The following is a 15,998-nucleotide window of genomic DNA, read 5'->3' as shown; positions in this document are numbered from 1 at the left end:
GTTCTTTTTTAAGCGGGAGCGCAACATGCTGAAAAAACTGAGGATCGGTCCGAAGCTGCTGCTGGCGCCCGGCATGGTGCTGGTGCTGCTCTTGATGCTGTCCGGTGCCGCCTGGTACGGGATGGTGCGCCAGAACGCGTCGCTGGAAAACATGGTGCAGGTCCGCGCGGCGCGCCTGAAAAACGTGGCCGACGTGGCCGGCGACGCCAAGTACGTCCACGCCAACGCTTATCAACTGCTGGCCTGGATCAACGGCAGCTTCGCCAAGAACCGCCTCGACGCGCTGATCGCCGACATCGGCAAGCGCCACGCCGCCGTGCAGGCACAGTTGCAGGAACTCGCGCGCACGACCGACGGCGCGGAACGCAAGCCCGTCGACGCGTCGCTGGCCGCGCTGGCGGCCTACCGCAAGGCGGTGCAGGAGACCATCGAGATGGCGCAGGTCGACCAGTCGATCGCCACCAACTCGATGCAGAAGGCGGAAAAGGAATTCATGGTGCTGAACCAGCAGCTGGCCCAACTGGCCGCGCTGGAGAAGACGCTCAGCGAACAGGCCTATGCCGCGGCGCGCACGGAATTCCACAACCTGGGCACGTGGATGGCCATGCTGGTGCTGCTGTCGATCGCCGCGTCGCTGGCCGTCACCATGTTCGTGCGCCGCGCCATGCTGCGTGACATCGGGACCATCTCGGCCGTCATGGGCGAACTGGCCGAAGGCCGCCTGTGCGCGAGCGTCCACAACGACGGCCGCGACGAAATCGCCGACACGGCGCGCGCGCTCGACCAGACCATCGCCAACCTGAACACGACGCTGCGCAGCGTGCTCGATTCCGTGCGCTCGATCGACACGGCATCGAAGGAAATCGCCAGCGGCAACCTCGACCTGTCGACCCGCACCGAGCTGCAGGCCGGTTCCCTGCAGCAGACCGCGAGCGCGATGGAGACGCTGACCCAGGCCGTCAAGGGCAATGCGGACAACGCGCGCCTGGCGACGCAACTCGCGGCCGAGGCGGCGCGGCTGGCGGCCGGCGGCGGCCAGGCCGTCGACCGCGCCGTCGCCACGATGGAATCGATCCGCGCCAGTTCGCGCAAGATCGTCGAGATCACCGGCGTCATCGACGGCATCTCGTTCCAGACCAATCTGCTTGCGCTGAACGCCGCCGTCGAAGCGGCGCGCGCCGGCGAACAGGGACGCGGCTTCGCCGTCGTGGCCAGCGAGGTGCGCACGCTCGCGCAGCGCTCCGCATCGGCCGCCAAGGAGATCAAGGCGCTGATCGCCGATTCGGTGGCGATCATCGACAACGGCAGCGCTTCCGTCAACGAGGCGGGCTCGAGCATGGGCAGCGTGGTCGCGTCGGTGCAGCAGGTGAACGACATCATCAACCGCATCAGCGCCGCCAGCAGCGAGCAGGCCGAGGGCATCGCCGAAGTCAATCTCGCCGTCGGCCAGATGGACGACATGACGCAGCAGAACGCCGCGCTCGTCGAACAGGCCGCGGCGGCGGCGGCCAGCCTGCACGAGCAGACCGTCAACCTGGCACGCGCCGTGGCAATCTTCCGCATCGAGGATGCTCAGGACGATGCACCAGCCCTGCTCGAACGGCGTGCCGCGGACAGCCCGATGCGCGTCCGGCCCGCGCTCGCGCATCGTGCGACGCGGGACGAGGAAGAAGCGCCACGACCGAGGCGGGCCGCCAACGGCCGCTGACCGTTCAGCGGAACGGCTTGCTGACCCAGCGCGACCCGGCCAGGCCGAACCGCCAGGGCACGTCGACGGCTTTCGAAATCCCGATGCGCGGCCCACTGACCACGTCGATGCCGGCGGGTGCCGGCGCCAGTTCGAACGGCGCCGCGGCCAGCGAGCGGCCGTTCAGGTCGCGCGTCACGCCCAGTGCCTGGCACAGCTTGCCGGGGCCGGAACACAACAGCCAGTGGTCGCGCGTGCCGCGCCGCTCGACCATCGTCTCGATGCCCGTCACGGGTTCGAGCGCGCGGATCAGCACCCCGGCGCCATGCCCCTCTTCCCGGCAGACAAAGTTCAGGCACCAGTGGATGCCGTACGAGCGGTAGACGTAGGCGTGGGCCGGCGGGCCGAACATCGCGAAGTTGCGGTCGGTGGGGCCGGAATAGCTGTGCGAGGCGGGATCTTCGCCGTCATAGGCCTCCGTCTCGACGATGCGGCCGCCGACGCCGTCGACGAGCACCGTGACGCCGATCAGCTGGCGCGCCACCAGATGCGAGGGTGCTAGAAAATCAATGTCGGCAAGGATGGTTGAGGACATGGAGCAATTCTATATTGTTAAGATTTGACAGGTCGCACTGTCGGTTTCGCTACACAAAAGCAATACTTTGCTGCAACTTCAACGGCACTGGTTTATAGTGACAAACTTCGCATGGATTTCCGTGCAGCATCATTTTGTTCCCTTCCCGTCATGAGTACAGCAGCTGCCCTGGCGCGCCCAAGCGCCTTCGCCGAGGATCCCGTCGACGCCCTGATCAAGTCGATCCGGATCCCGCCGCGTCCCAGCCTGCTCGCCGACCTGCAACGGGAGCTCGCGTCGTCCGATCCGAGCCCGGCCGCCATCGGCCGCATCGTCGCCAACGACGTCGGCATGTCGGGCGCGCTGCTGAAACTTGCCAATTCATCCATCTTCGGGGGCCGGCGCAAGGCCAAGTCGATCGAGCAGGCAATCCTGTTCCTCGGCATTAACCAGGTCGCGTCGCTGATGACGGGCCTGCTCGCGCGCCGGGCGATCCCGGCCAACAGCGCGGCGCTCGCCAGCTTCTGGGAAGTGTCGAGCCGCCGCGCCGAGGCGATGGTGTTCCTGTCGCGCCGCCTGCGCATTGGCGAGGCCGATGTGGCGCACACGTTCGGCCTGTTCTGCGATACCGGCGTGCCGCTACTGATGGACCGCTTCCCCGACTACGCCCGCACGTATGCCGCGGCGTCGCTGGAGACGGACCGTCCGTTCACGGCGCTGGAAGAAGAGCGCCACAACACGAGCCATACGGCCATCGGCACCCTGCTGGCGCGCAACTGGGGCCTGTCGGAAGACGTCGCGTGGTCCATCCTGCACCATCACGATTACGCGGTCCTGGACGACGTCAACACGACGTCGACGGTGCGTTCGCTCGTCGCGCTGTCGCTGCTGGCCGAAAGCGCGATCCGCAAATACCAGGGCGACGCCGAATCGCTCGAATGGAACAAGGGCGGCGCGCGCGCGCTCGCCTACCTGGGCCTCTCCGACGAGGAAACGGCCGAGCTGCTCGACGAACTGCACGAAGCCTTCCACGACGACCAGTAGCGCGTCTTTACTTCCGCCCCGGACGGGCAGATACTTGATTCACAAGACCTAGAATCGACGAACCGCCGGCCGAGGAGGAGACATGAAACGCCTGGCGTCCCTGCTGATCGTATTACCCCTGCTGCTGGGCGGCTGCGCCAGCACACCGCAACTATCCGCCCCGCCGCCGCTGTTCGCCGACGCGTCGTTCAAGCCGCCGTCCGAGACCATCGGCGCACACAACCTGTTCACGCTGAGCCCCGCCATGCAGGCCTACCTGCACAGTCCCGCCTTCGAAGCGCTTCTGCGCAGCAAGGGGCTGGAACGGGGCCTGATCGACGCGCTGTACAGCAAGACCGACCTGAAGCTCGAATACGATTCCAGCCGCACCCGCACGGCGGCCGAAACGTACGAGGCGCGCGCCGGCAACTGCCTCTCGCTCGTCGTCATGACGGCCGCCTTCGCGCGCGAACTGGGCATGACGGTGCGCTTTCGCAGCGTGCTCGCGGACGAGACCTGGAGCCGCGACGGCGGCATCTATCTCGTGGCGTCGCACGTCAACATCGCGCTCGGCCACCGCAAGCGCAACGGCCTGCTGTACGACGAAACGTCGGAGCACGAACTGGTCGTCGACTTCCTGCCGCCGCCGGAAGCGAGCCGCTTCCATACGCGCCTGCTGGAAGAAGAAGACATCGTCGCGCTGTACCTCAACAACCGCGCCGCCGAGTCGCTCGTGCAGGGCAAGATCGACGACGCCTACTGGTGGGCACGCGCCGCGGTGGCGACCAATCCGCCGAACGCGATCGCCTACAACACGCTGGGCGTCATCTACCAGCGCCATGGCGACCTCGTCATGGCCGAACGGGCCTTGCGCACGGCCCTCGAACGCGAACCGGAAAGCCTCGTCGTGATGCAGAACCTGGGCCCCCTGCTGGCCGCGACGGGCCGCACGGCCGAAGCGGCCGAGATGGCGCGGCGCGTGGCCAGCATCGAGCCGGTCCCGCCGTTCCAGTACTTCGACAAGGGCATGGTCGCGCTCAAGGCGGGCGACTACGACGCCGCGCGCAAACTGTTCGAACGCGAAATCAAACGCGCGCCCTACTACGACGAGTTCCACTTCTGGCTGGCGGTGACGCTGCTGCAGCTGGGCGAGGCAAAAGAAGCGCGCGAACAGCTCGCGCTGGCGATCGACACGAGCACGAAGTCGGACAATCGCCAGCTGTACTCCGCCAAGCTGGCGCACCTGAAACGCCAGAGCGCGAACAGCGTCCGCATCTACTAGAACGAAAAACGGCCGCGTCGGCGGCCGTTGGGTTGCTTTCGCCCGCCGCTCAACGGCGGCGCTGGCGCGCGGCCGACGGCGCGGGGGTGCCGCGGGTTTCGAGATGGCGGAACACGATGCGGCCCTTGTTCAGGTCATACGGCGACATCTCCAGCGTGACGCGGTCGCCGGCGATGATGCGGATGTGGTTCTTCTTCATCCGGCCGGACGTGTACGCGACCAGCTGGTGACCGTTTTCGAGGTTCACGCGGAAACGCATCTCCGGCAGCACTTCGGTAACCTTGCCATTCATTTCGATCAGATCTTCTTTCATGGGTTTCCTTTCAATGTGATCCCGCCCCTTCGTATGGCATGCGCCCGGGATGGCGAAATAGCTATCGCAGCGTCATCCTCGGGACGCTGGTCACGCATTGCCTGCTGGGGTCGGGAAAAAGCGGCGCCAGCCTGGTTCGTGGCGCCGTGAATGGGGATGGAACGGATATGGGGACGTTGCTTCAGAAAAAAAGGGCATTTCGGGCGACGGCAATCAAGACATGGTCGCCCGCCAGGAGTAAAATGCGCATCATTGCTAACATTTTTCATGCGCATTGGATCCATCATGAAACTTGCACATTCCTCGCCCTTAGAGAAAATTCCGAGCAAGAAAGCGACCAATATCAGCTTGGCCATGGACGTGTATCTGGATGCCAAAAATTTTGGCATCAATATTTCCCAGCTGTGTGAACAGGCACTGCGCGAAGAAATACAAAAGCGCAAGGAACAGCAGTGGAATGAACAGCATGCCAACTTCCTTGCAGCCTATAACAGCCTCGTTGAAACCGAAGGCGTGGCATTGCAGGAATGGCGTGCGTTCTGATGGCGCGGTTCGATATCTACGACAATCCGGGCAGGAACAAAGCGAACATTCCATATCTGGTCGAAGTGCAGAGCAATGTGATCAGCGGACTGGCAACGAGGATCGTCATACCGTTGCGGCACCTGGCCGGCTTTGGAAAGCTTACCCTCCCCTCCGACCTGTTCCCGCTCATCACTATCGACGGGAAAGAGTATTTGCTCGATACGCCACAGCTGGGTGCCATCCCGTCGAGTGAGCTCAAGGTCAGGGTGGGCTCCGCCCAGGGCTATCGATTCGAGATCCAGGCCGCGCTGGACCGGGTGTTCGGCTCGTACTAAGCGTGCGGAATGATCGGCGATTCACATCACCATGGAACCCTCGCAGACTCGTGCGCAGGCTCTTGATCGGGAGATGTCATGCATGTGGCTCATCGCGGCAACGTTGTGCTTGGCAAGGTCGGCTGGTCGCCGGCTGTTCGGTCACTCGCTCGGCAGCCATCGAAAGCTCATCCACGGTAGCCAGGAAGCGGGCCGGTGCGAACACCTGCCGGGCAGGAAGCCGAAATGTGCAATAAAGAGTGATAAATTGCAAGAACCCGACGTGATAAGCTCGGGTGCTGAACTGTTCGAACAATAGCGAAAGCGCTAGCGAGACGCCGATCGATTTCAGAATCAGAAAGGAATCATATGGTGGCCTTGCTCGACCAGCATCGATCTATTTACTCAAGAGAAGACAATGCGACGACTGCTGCCCCTCTTGCTCGCTGCCGTTTCCCAATGCGTCAGCGCAAACTCGCCCACCGTGACCCTGCACACCGACTTTACGGGACGCACCAACTGCCTCGATATCGTCAACGCGGGCGACCATGATCAGTTGCGCATGACTCGCTGCGGCCGCTATTCGGGCCAGATGTGGGAGATCGTGCCGGACGCCGGGAGCAGTTTTGTGCGCCTGCGGACGCGCTTTACCGGCGCGGACATGTGCCTGGACGTGGTCAACGACGGTACCAACGACCAGGTGCGCATGGCATCCTGCGCCAACGTGACGGGCCAGCAGTGGCACATGGACCAGACCGGCCCCGGTCCGGGCGTGCGTTTGTGGAACCAGTTCACGGGCCTGGGCAAATGCCTGGACATCGTCAACGATGGCAGCGGCCGCGTGCACCTTGCAGCATGCGGCAACTATTCGGGCCAGTACTGGAGCAGGCGCGGTTTTCGCTGACGGGTTCAATCGCCAAGCAACCGCCTCCAGCTTGCCAGCTTCTGCTCGAACGTCAGCGCCATGTGCGCCGGCGACGATGACGGCAGCACGACGGTCCGATAGCCCCGCGCCGCGAACTGCGGCGCGAATTTGCCCGACGTCTGCCCATTGAACCCGACCGTTTCGAGCTCCGGACACAACCGGTGCAGGCGTTCGAAATCATTGGCCGCCGGGTTGCGGATCGCGGAATCGAGACTGCCTTCGCGCTCGCACGCGGCCAATACGTCCCACAGGCCGAAGCGATGCGCGAGGAGACGCGGCAGGCGGCCCGCATACGGCAGTGAATAGAGGTCCTCGCCGACCAGCGTGCCGACCAGTTTCCAGAACTGGTTACGAGGATGCGCGTAATACTGCTGCGCCGCCAGCGATGCGGCGCCCGGGAAGCTGCCCAGGATGAGGATGCGCGTGTCGGGAGCGATGACGGGGGCGAGGCCCGCGAGCGGGGAAGAATCGGTCATGCGGCGATTCTAGCCCGCGCACGAAAAAAGCGGCGATACGCTCGCACGTACCGCCGCAAAGGGCATTACCGGAATCACAGTAAGGCCAGGGACTTCGTCTTCAGTTGCGCGCCTGCGCGGTATCGTCCGCGCGGGCAGCGGCATCCCAGCCGCCACCCAGCGCGCGGATCAGCGCCACGGTGGTGATCGCACGGTCGCCGCGCAGCTGCACGGCGTTGCGCTCGACGATCGCCAGGTTGCGCTGCGCGTCCAGCAGTTCGAGGTAGCTGCCGCGGCCCGCGTCGTACAGCTTCTGCGCCAGGTCGGCCGAGCGGCGGGCGGAGACCACGCCCGCCTCGATCTCGGCGCTCTGCCCCGCCAGGATGCGCAGGCCGGCCAGGTTGTCCTCGACCTCAGCGAACGCGGTCAGGACGCTCTGGCGGTAGGCGCCTACCGCTTCTTCCAGCGCGGCCTCGCTGCGCACGACGTTGTTGCGGTTGCGGCCACCGTCGATCAGCGGCATCGACAGCGCGGCGCCCAGCAGCCACGAACGGCTGCTCCACTTGAACACCTCGGCGAAGCTCGTGCCGACGCCGCCGGCGCCCGCCGACAGGTTCAGCGCCGGGAACATCGCGGAGCGTGCCACGCCGATGCGGGCGTTCGCCGCCTCCATCGAGCGCTGGGCGCTGGCGATGTCGGGACGGCGTTCCAGCAGCGTGGACGGCAGGCCGGCCGGGATCACCGGCAGCGCGGCGACATCCGACAGCGGCGCCGACGGCGCGGTGAAGTTCGACGCCGGCTTGCCCAGCAGGACGGCCAGCGCGTGCTCCGCCGCGGCGCGCTGGCGCTGCAGGCCGATGGCTTCCGAACGCGCCGTCGCCAGTTCCGTCTTCGCCCGCGACAGGTCGAACTCGCCGATATCGCCCGCGTCGAAGCGGCGGCCCGTCACACGGACGCTCTCTTCGCGCAGCTGCACCGTGTGGTTGACGGTCGCGATTTCCGCATCCAGCGAGCGGAGGCGGAAATAGGTCTGCGCCACGTCGGCCTGCAGCGACAGCAGCACGGAGCGGTACGTCGCTTCCACCGCGCCGGCGTCGCCGCGGGCGGCCGCCACGTTGGACGACACGCGGCCGAACAGGTCGACTTCGTAGCTGGCCGACAGCCGCGCGCTATAGACATTCGCCGGCGCGACGGGAGAACCCTTCGGCAGCGACGCTTCCAGCGGCGACAGGCGTTCACGCTGCGCGCCGACACCCACGCCCACCTGCGGGATGCGGTCCGCTTCGGCGATGCCGGCGATGGCGCGGGCCTGCTTCACGCGGGCGGCGGCCACCGTCAGGCTCTGGTTGTTGGCCGTCGCTTCCGCGATGAGACCATTCAGCGTCTCGTCGTGGAAGGCGCGCCACCATTCGCCGCGCGGCTGGGCTTCGGCCGGACGGCCGACCGTCCACGTGGTGCCGTCGGCGGCGCTGCGCACGTCATTGGCTGCGCCGGCAGGCACCGTTTGCGACTCCTTGAACGCCGTCGGCGTCGTGATGCCCGGTTGCTTGAATTCCGGGGCGGCGCACGCCGTCAGCAGCAGGGCCGCCATCAGCGGGGCCACGCCCCTTGCAATCATCGTTTTCATATCAGTTTCCTTCCAGGGCCGGTGCACGGTCGCCATCGACGACGGTATTCGGCGCCGTGTCGTGGGCGTGGGCATGCTTCGGCTTCTCGAAACGCTTGGCCAGCGTGCGCAGCAGGACGTAGAACACCGGCGTCAGGAACAGGCCGAAGAACGTCACGCCCAGCATGCCGGCGAACACGGCGACGCCCATCGCGTGGCGCATCTCGGCGCCGGCACCGTGCGACAGCACCAGCGGCACCACGCCCATGATGAACGCGATCGACGTCATCAGGATCGGACGCAGACGCAGGCGGCAGGCTTCCAGCGCGGCGGCCACGATGCTGCGGCCATGGTGTTCCAGCTCCAGCGCGAATTCCACGATCAGGATCGCATTCTTCGATGCCAAACCCACCAGCACGAACAGGGCGATCTGCGTGAACACGTTGTTGTCGCCGCCGGTGAGCTTGACGCCGATGAGGGCGCACAGGATCGACATCGGCACGATCAGGATCACGGCCAGCGGCAGCGTCCAGCTTTCGTACTGCGCGGCGAGCACGAGGAACACGAGCAGCACGCACAGCGGGAACACGTACAGCATGGTGTTACCGGCCAGGATGTCCTGGTACGTCAGGTCGGTCCATTCGTACGAGATGCCTTTCGGCAGCGTGGCCTTGACGATTTCTTCCATCGCGGCCTGCGCCTGGCCCGACGACACGCCCGGTGCCGGGCCGCCATTCAGCTCGGCGGCGACGTAGCCGTTGTAGCGCTGCACGCGATCCGGACCATACGTGTCCTTGACCTTCATGAGCGAGGACAGCGGGATCATCTCGCCCTTGTCGTTGCGGACCTTCAGCTGCGCGATCTGCTCGCGTTGCGAACGGAACTGCGCATCCGCCTGCACGCGCACCTGGTACGTGCGGCCGAACTGGTTGAAGTCGTTCACGTACAGCGAGCCGAGGTTGATCTGCAAGGTCTGGTTGATCTCGGCCAGCGGCACGCCCAGCTGCTTCGCTTTCACGCGGTCGACGTCGGCGAACAGCTGCGGCACGTTGATCTGGTAGCCCGAGAACACGCCTTGCAGGCGCTTGTCGGTCCACGCCTTGGCCTGCACGGCCTGCACGGCTTTGTACAGCTCGTCGTAGCCGACGCCCGCGCGGTCTTCGATCATCATCTTGAAGCCGCCCGTCGTACCCAGGCCGTTCACCGGCGGGGGCGACAGCACCATCACGAATGCGTCTTCGATGGCGCCCATGCGCTTGTTGATCTCGGCGGCGATCGCGTCGGCGCTCTGCTCCTTGCCTTTGCGTTCGTCGAACGGTTTCAGCGTGGTGAACACGATGCCGGCGTTCGGGGCATTGGTGAAGCCGTTGATCGACAGGCCCGGGAACGCGACCGACGATTCCACGCCCGGGATCTGCTTGGCGACGTCCGACATCTTGCGGATGACGGCGTCCGTGCGGTCCAGCGAGGCGGCGTCCGGCAACTGCGCGAAGCCGATCAGGTAAGCCTTGTCCTGCGCCGGCACGAAGCCCGGAGGCACCGCCTTGAACATGAAGATACCGGCGATGGCGAGCAGCACGTACACGCCCAGCGTGGCGCTCTTGCGCTTCAGGACGCCCTTCACGCCGCCTTCATAGGCATGCGACGAGCGGCCGAAGAAGCGGTTGAAGCCGGCGAAGAAGCGGCCGAACACGGCGTCCATCATGCGGGTCAGGCGGTCCTTCGGCGCATTGTGCGCTTGCAGCAGCGCGGCCGACAGCGCCGGGGCCAGCGTCAGCGACGAGAACGCGGAGATCACGGTCGAGATGGCGATGGTCAGCGCGAACTGGCGGTAGAACTGGCCGGTCAGGCCCGAGACGAACGCGATCGGGATGAACACGGCGCACAGCACCAGGGCGATCGCGATGATCGGGCCGGAGACTTCCTTCATCGCCTGCACGGTCGCGTCGTGCGGATTCAGGCCGTTCGCGATGTTGCGCTCGACGTTCTCCACCACGACGATCGCGTCGTCCACCACGATACCGATGGCGAGCACGAGGCCGAACAGCGACAGCGTGTTGATCGAGAAGCCGCAGGCGAGCATCACCGCGAACGTGCCGACGACGGACACCGGCACGGCCAGCAGCGGGATCACCGAGGCGCGCCACGTCTGCAGGAACACGATGACGACGATGGCCACCAGGATCACGGCTTCGATCAGCGTGTGGATCACGGAGTTGATCGACTCACGCACGAATTGGGTCGGGTCGTACACAATGCTGTATTCGACGCCTTCCGGGAAATCTTTCGACAGCTCCTTCATCTTGGCGCGCACGTCGGACGACAGTTGCAGCGCGTTGGCGTTCGGCGCCTGGAAGATGGGAATCGCCACGGCCGACTGGTTGTCCAGCAGCGCGCGCAGGGCGTACGAGTTCGAGCCCATTTCGAGGCGCGCGACGTCCTTCAGCAGCGTGGTCGCGCCGTCGGCATTGGTCTTGATGACGATGTTGCCGAACTCCTCGACCGACTGCAGGCGGCCCTGCGTGTTGACGGTCAGCTGGAAGTCCGCGCCTTTCGACGGCCCCTGGCCGACGACACCGGCCGCCACCTGCACGTTCTGCTCGCGGATCGCATTCACGACGTCGCTGGCGGTCAGGTTGCGTGCCGCGACCTTTTGCGGGTCGAGCCAGACGCGCATCGCGTAGTCGCCCGAACCGAACAGCTGGACTTCGCCCATGCCGTTGATGCGCGCGAGTTCGTCCTTGACGTTCAGCGTGGCGTAGTTGCGCAGATAGAGGTCGTCATAGCGGCCATCCGGCGAGCGCAGGTGGACCACCATCGTGATGTTGGGCGAGCTCTTGACGGTCGTGACGCCGATCTGGCGCACCTCGTCCGGCAGGCGCGGGAGCGCGCGCTGGACGCGGTTCTGCACGGCCGTCTCGGCCTGCTCCACGTTGGTGCCGATTTTAAAAGTCACCGTCAGCATCAGCGCGCCGTCGGAGGTGTTCTGCGACGTCATGTACAGCATGTTTTCGACGCCGTTGATTTCCTGCTCCAGCGGCGTCGCGACGGTTTCCGCGATCACCTTCGGGTTGGCGCCTGGGTACTGGGCGCGCACCACCACGGAGGGCGGCACGACGTCCGGGTACTCGGAGATCGGCAACTCGAAGATCGAGATGAGGCCGGCCACGAAGACCAGCACCGACAGCACGGCCGCGAAGATCGGCTTGTCGACGAAAAAGCGTGAGATGTTCATTTGTTCTTGTCCCTCGGTCTTATGGGATTACTTCGTGTCTGCCATGGCCAGCTTCGCGTCCTTGCCGGGCGCTTTCGCAGGCGCCAGCGATGCGACCATCGGCACGGTCTGCGCCGTGATGGGCGCACCCGGACGCACGCGCTGCAGGCCGTTGACGACGATCTTCTCGCCCGGCTTCAGGCCGGCGCGCACCACGCGCAGGCCGTCGACGACGGGGCCGAGCTTCACTTCGCGGTACTCGGCCTTGCCGTCCGCGCCCACGACGAACACGAACTTGTGGCTCTGGTCCGTGCCGATGGCGCGGTCCGTGATCAGCAGCGCGGGCTTGGCTTCGCCGCCGCCGATCTGCACGCGGGCGAACAGGCCGGGCGCCATGCTGCGGTCCTTGTTCTCGAACGTGGCGCGCATGCGCACGGAACCGGTCTGCGAGTCGAGCTGGTTGTCGACGAATTCCAGCTTGCCCTCGTGCGGGTAGCCTTCCTCGTTGACGAGGCCCACCTTCACCGGCACCGACTGGCCGTCGTGCGCCTGCTTGGCGACGCGCAGATAGGTCTCTTCGTCGCCGTCGAAGCTCGCGTAGATGCGGTCCAGCGACACGACGGACGTCAGCACGGCCGATGCATCGACCAGGTTGCCGAGGGTGATCTCGGCCTTCGACACGCGGCCGTTGATCGGCGAGATCACGCGGGTGTACGACAGGTTCAGGCGGGCAGCTTCGGCCTGGGCTTCGGCGGCGCGGGCGGCGGCGTCGAGTTCCTTCTGGCTCGACAGGCTCGCGTCGTATTCGCGCTGCGCGATCGCCTTGTCGCCCAGCAGGCGCTCGGCGCGGGCCAGTTCCGTACGGGCCAGGTCGGCCTTGGCGCGGGCCGATTTGGCGGCCGCGACGGCGCGCTCGGCTTCGGCCTGGTACGGACGCGGATCGATCACGAACAGCACGTCGCCCTTTTTCACTTCCGCACCCGGCTTGAAGTTGACGGCGGTGATGTAGCCCGACACGCGCGGACGGATCTCGACCCGCTCGATGGCTTCGAGACGGCCCGAGAATTCCTGCGTTTCGGCCACCGGCTTTTCGAGCACGGCGGCCGCCGACACGGGCGGACCTGCCTGCGCCTGGGTTTGCGCCTCGGCTGCCTTGCCGGTTGCATCCGAGCAGCCCGCAATCAGGGCCGCAACGCCGGCTGCGCCCAGCGCCAGCACGACGGGTCGCACGGCCATCTGGAATTGTTGAATCGTTTTCATGGTTAGCCCTCCGGTTATTAACTAGCTTTTAATGATTGGACGAAAACGGTCCTTTCCAGGCTTTTGCAGGAAAAGACAGGTCTCCCGTGCCTCGCGGGCACGTCTTTATCGTTGGTGGTAAATCTGGTGAACTACGAGGTCAACAGCTGGCCGGTTCGTCTTCCTCGTCGAGTCCGGCAATGAAGTTGGCAATCTCGCTCAATGCATGGCCCCGACAGGCACACGTATCTCGCGCATTCGGCTCCTGCAGGCGTTGCGCCGCCTGCAGGCGTCTGACCGTCGTCGGCACGCCCGACTGGATCAGTTTGCCGCCGTAGGCTTCCGCTTCGTCGCGCAGCGGGTCGTCCTCGATCGACAGGATCAGGGCCGGCGGCAGGTTCTTCAAACGGCTCGACTGCAGCGGCGAGGCATACGGATGGCTGCGGTCGGCCGCGTGCGGCAGATAGCCCCGGTAGGCCGCGGCGCATTCGTCGAACACCTTCGCCTTGTCGGGGCAGGTCGGCATCTCGCGCATCGAGCAGGTCGACAGGCCCGGGTCCAGCATCGGCATCAAGAGGATCTGGCCGGCCAGCCGCGGCGCACCCCGGTCGCGCGCCATCAGGGTGCACACGGCGGCGAGGTTCGCGCCCGCCTCGATGCCCGCGACCAGCATGCGCTTGCCGGTCCAGCCGAGCTTCGTCTTGTTCTTCTTTGCCCACAGCAGCACGGCATGCGCATCTTCCGCGGCGGCCGGGAACGGCTTCACCGTCGCCAGCGTATAGGTCGACGACAGCACGACCGGATAGCCGCTCGCCTCGGACAGGTGGCGCAGGAACGGATCCGCGTCTTCCAGGTCGCCGTCGACGAAGCCGCCGCCATGGAAGAACACGATCAGCACATCGCGCTTGCCGTCGACGGCAGCCTTGTACAGGCGGGCCGCCAGCGGTCCTTCCGCGCCCACGACTTGCAGGTCGCGGACCGCCAGCGTATGGCCGTCGTCGGCTTTGCGTGCCACGCTCACCGGCTTACCTCATTGGACGCTACCAGCACGGACGGGATCGCGGTCGCATCGCATTGTTCGCCCGTGGCGACGACGTGGAACAACGCATCGTATCCGCGTGCCTCGGCACCGGCCGCATGCGCGTACTCGTCCGTGAGTACCGTGCCTGCCATGGCCACTACGCCGAGTACCAGCCCGAACACTGCCGCGATTCCATCGCGATGCGCTTTCATGATCCTCTCCTTGGGTGTGTCAAATATCGAAACTATCAGCTACCGTACCGACACTATAAACTTCGACTAGAATCTAATAAATAGCTCAATTACGAATCCATTGTTCAGATTTTTGAACAATCACGCATTCTCACCGTTTATATGATGCCGATCTAGTATGAACAAGTTACAAGCGATGGAAGTTTTCGTGCAGGTCGTGGACGCCGGCAGCTTCACCCGGGCAGCCGAGATGATGAACCTGCCCAAGGCGACGGTGTCGACGCTCGTGCAGGCGCTCGAGGCGGCGCTGTCGGCCAAGCTGCTGCACCGGACCACGCGCCAGGTGACGGTGACGACGGACGGTGCCGCCTATTACGAGCGCTGCCTGCGCATTCTGTCCGACGTGCGCGACGCCGAGGAATCGCTGTCGCGCACGCGCCTGTCGCCCAGCGGGCGGCTGCGGGTCGATACGCCGACGGGGCTGTCGAGCGAGATCCTCGTGCCCGCCCTGCCCGACTTCTTCGAGCGCTATCCCGACATCATGCTGGAACTGGGCAGTTCCGACCGTCCCGTGGACCTGGTCGAGGAAGGCGTCGACTGCGCCGTGCGCGGCGGCGCCCTGGGCGACACGAGCCTGATCGCGCGGCGCGTGGGCGTCGTCAACTTCCTGACGGCGGCGTCGCCCGCGTACATCGCACGCCACGGCATGCCCCAGCATCCGCGCGACCTCGAGCGCCACCGCTGCGTGAATTACTTCTCGGCCAAGACGGGCAAGATCTTCGACTGGGATTTCAACCGCGGCGACGAACGGATCGAGGTGCCCATGCGCGGCGTGATCGCGCTGAACGATTCCAACGCGTACGTGGAAGCGGGACTGGCGGGCCTCGGCATCATCCAGATGACGGACTACCTGCTCGACAAGCACGTGGCGACGGGGCGCATGGTGCAGGTGCTGGCGGACTGGCGCAGCGATCCGCTGCCGATCCACGTCGTGTATCCGCAGAACCGCCACCTGTCCGCGAAGGTGCGCGTGTTCGTCGAATGGGTGGCCGAGCTGTTCGCCGCGAATCCGTACATGCACATGGGCGCATTGCCACGCTCGTTTGCTGCGGCCTCTGCGCCTGTCCCGGCCGCGGCGTAATCACGGGTGTAGAATCGAAAGCACCACAGGACAGGAGACCACGATGCCCCGGACCATCGACGTGCTGCTCGACCAGTACAGCGACAGCCACCGCAATCCGACCAACGAGCTGATCCATATTGTGTGCGTGCCCGTGATCGTGTTCACCCTGCTGGGCATCCTGTGGAGCATCCACCCGGCCGTCGCCGTCGTGGCGGTGCTTGCGGCACTCGTGTATTACTTCCGGCTGTCGCCGCCGTTCGCATTCGGCATGCTGTTGATGAGCGCCGTGATGCTGGCGCTGCTCGCGCTGATGCCGCCGTTCACCGTGCTGCCGCTGTCGATCGCGATCTTCGTCGTTGCGTGGATCGGCCAATTCATCGGGCACAAGATCGAAGGCAAGAAACCGTCGTTCTTCGACGACGTGCGCTTCCTGCTGATCGGTCCGCTGTTCGTGCTTGGTTTTTTGTATCGTCGCCTCCATGTCGCTTATTAATTGTTGGAGTGAA

At 65.3% G+C, this 15,998-nt stretch carries 16 protein-coding genes; 8 read left to right on the top strand and 8 right to left on the bottom strand.

The features are described from left to right. Positions 1-25 precede the first annotated feature (25 nt). Complete coding sequence (locus tag ACL58G_RS08170; RefSeq protein ID WP_440966221.1) at positions 26-1,708, top strand: methyl-accepting chemotaxis protein; 1,683 nt, start codon at positions 26-28, stop codon at positions 1,706-1,708. A 4-nt stretch (positions 1,709-1,712) separates the two neighbouring features. Here the strand turns inward: ACL58G_RS08170 and ACL58G_RS08165 are convergent, their stop codons facing one another. Beyond that, positions 1,713-2,282 (bottom strand): DNA-3-methyladenine glycosylase, encoded by a 570-nt coding sequence (locus ACL58G_RS08165; protein ID WP_413337818.1) that lies wholly within the window; start codon positions 2,280-2,282, stop codon positions 1,713-1,715. Between the two features lie 150 nt (positions 2,283-2,432). On the opposite strand from ACL58G_RS08165, the gene ACL58G_RS08160 reads away from it, so the two are divergent. Further along, positions 2,433-3,305, top strand: a complete 873-nt coding sequence (locus ACL58G_RS08160; RefSeq protein WP_413381961.1) for an HDOD domain-containing protein — start codon at positions 2,433-2,435, stop codon at positions 3,303-3,305. 82 nt (positions 3,306-3,387) lie between these two features. Then, complete coding sequence (locus ACL58G_RS08155) at positions 3,388-4,566, top strand: tetratricopeptide repeat protein (RefSeq protein WP_440966218.1); 1,179 nt, start codon at positions 3,388-3,390, stop codon at positions 4,564-4,566. A 49-nt stretch (positions 4,567-4,615) separates the two neighbouring features. On the opposite strand, the gene infA is transcribed toward ACL58G_RS08155, so the two are convergent. After that, entirely contained in the window at positions 4,616-4,879 is a 264-nt protein-coding gene (infA, locus tag ACL58G_RS08150; protein WP_413381955.1) for a translation initiation factor IF-1, read from the bottom strand. Positions 4,880-5,164: 285 nt separating this feature from the next. On the opposite strand from infA, the gene ACL58G_RS08145 reads away from it, so the two are divergent. From ACL58G_RS08145 to ACL58G_RS08135, 3 genes are all read left to right on the top strand, one after another. Further along, positions 5,165-5,422, top strand: a complete 258-nt coding sequence (locus tag ACL58G_RS08145) for a type II toxin-antitoxin system CcdA family antitoxin (protein ID WP_413381952.1) — start codon at positions 5,165-5,167, stop codon at positions 5,420-5,422. Continuing rightward, on the top strand, positions 5,422-5,739 hold the full coding sequence (locus ACL58G_RS08140; RefSeq protein WP_440966215.1) for a CcdB family protein: 318 nt from the start codon (positions 5,422-5,424) through the stop codon (positions 5,737-5,739). The genes ACL58G_RS08145 and ACL58G_RS08140 overlap by 1 nt, the downstream gene beginning before the upstream one ends. A gap of 397 nt (positions 5,740-6,136) precedes the next feature. Next, positions 6,137-6,622, top strand: coding sequence for an RICIN domain-containing protein (locus ACL58G_RS08135; RefSeq protein WP_440966213.1), 486 nt, complete (start codon positions 6,137-6,139; stop codon positions 6,620-6,622). A gap of 5 nt (positions 6,623-6,627) precedes the next feature. Here ACL58G_RS08135 and ACL58G_RS08130 read toward each other — a convergent pair whose 3' ends face one another. The 6 genes from ACL58G_RS08130 to ACL58G_RS08105 all read right to left on the bottom strand — a co-directional run bounded on the left by ACL58G_RS08130 (position 6,628) and on the right by ACL58G_RS08105 (position 14,390). Beyond that, positions 6,628-7,119, bottom strand: coding sequence for a DNA-deoxyinosine glycosylase (locus ACL58G_RS08130; protein ID WP_440966212.1), 492 nt, complete (start codon positions 7,117-7,119; stop codon positions 6,628-6,630). Positions 7,120-7,219: 100 nt separating this feature from the next. Then, positions 7,220-8,725, bottom strand: a complete 1,506-nt coding sequence (locus ACL58G_RS08125) for an efflux transporter outer membrane subunit (RefSeq protein WP_413381941.1) — start codon at positions 8,723-8,725, stop codon at positions 7,220-7,222. Between the two features lies 1 nt (position 8,726). Then, complete coding sequence (locus ACL58G_RS08120) at positions 8,727-11,939, bottom strand: efflux RND transporter permease subunit (RefSeq protein ID WP_440966210.1); 3,213 nt, start codon at positions 11,937-11,939, stop codon at positions 8,727-8,729. Positions 11,940-11,966: 27 nt separating this feature from the next. Further along, complete coding sequence (locus ACL58G_RS08115) at positions 11,967-13,178, bottom strand: efflux RND transporter periplasmic adaptor subunit (RefSeq protein ID WP_413381934.1); 1,212 nt, start codon at positions 13,176-13,178, stop codon at positions 11,967-11,969. A gap of 139 nt (positions 13,179-13,317) precedes the next feature. Beyond that, the gene (locus tag ACL58G_RS08110) at positions 13,318-14,172 is read right to left on the bottom strand and encodes an alpha/beta hydrolase (RefSeq protein ID WP_413340344.1); all 855 of its coding nucleotides are present in this window, start codon (positions 14,170-14,172) and stop codon (positions 13,318-13,320) included. Positions 14,173-14,174: 2 nt separating this feature from the next. Then, positions 14,175-14,390: a hypothetical protein gene (locus ACL58G_RS08105; RefSeq protein ID WP_413340342.1), complete on the bottom strand. Its 216-nt coding sequence runs from the start codon at positions 14,388-14,390 to the stop codon at positions 14,175-14,177. Between the two features lie 157 nt (positions 14,391-14,547). On the opposite strand from ACL58G_RS08105, the gene ACL58G_RS08100 reads away from it, so the two are divergent. Continuing rightward, complete coding sequence (locus ACL58G_RS08100) at positions 14,548-15,510, top strand: LysR substrate-binding domain-containing protein (protein WP_413381931.1); 963 nt, start codon at positions 14,548-14,550, stop codon at positions 15,508-15,510. 43 nt (positions 15,511-15,553) lie between these two features. After that, on the top strand, positions 15,554-15,985 hold the full coding sequence (locus ACL58G_RS08095) for an Mpo1 family 2-hydroxy fatty acid dioxygenase (RefSeq protein WP_056124490.1): 432 nt from the start codon (positions 15,554-15,556) through the stop codon (positions 15,983-15,985). The last annotated feature ends 13 nt before the right edge of the window (positions 15,986-15,998 follow it).

The organism is Massilia sp. GER05, from assembly GCF_052056005.1.
GTDB lineage: Bacteria > Pseudomonadota > Gammaproteobacteria > Burkholderiales > Burkholderiaceae_D > Telluria > Telluria orientalis.
Note: the sequence above shows the minus strand (reverse complement) of the source record. Positions and strands in the feature narration are given on the sequence as shown.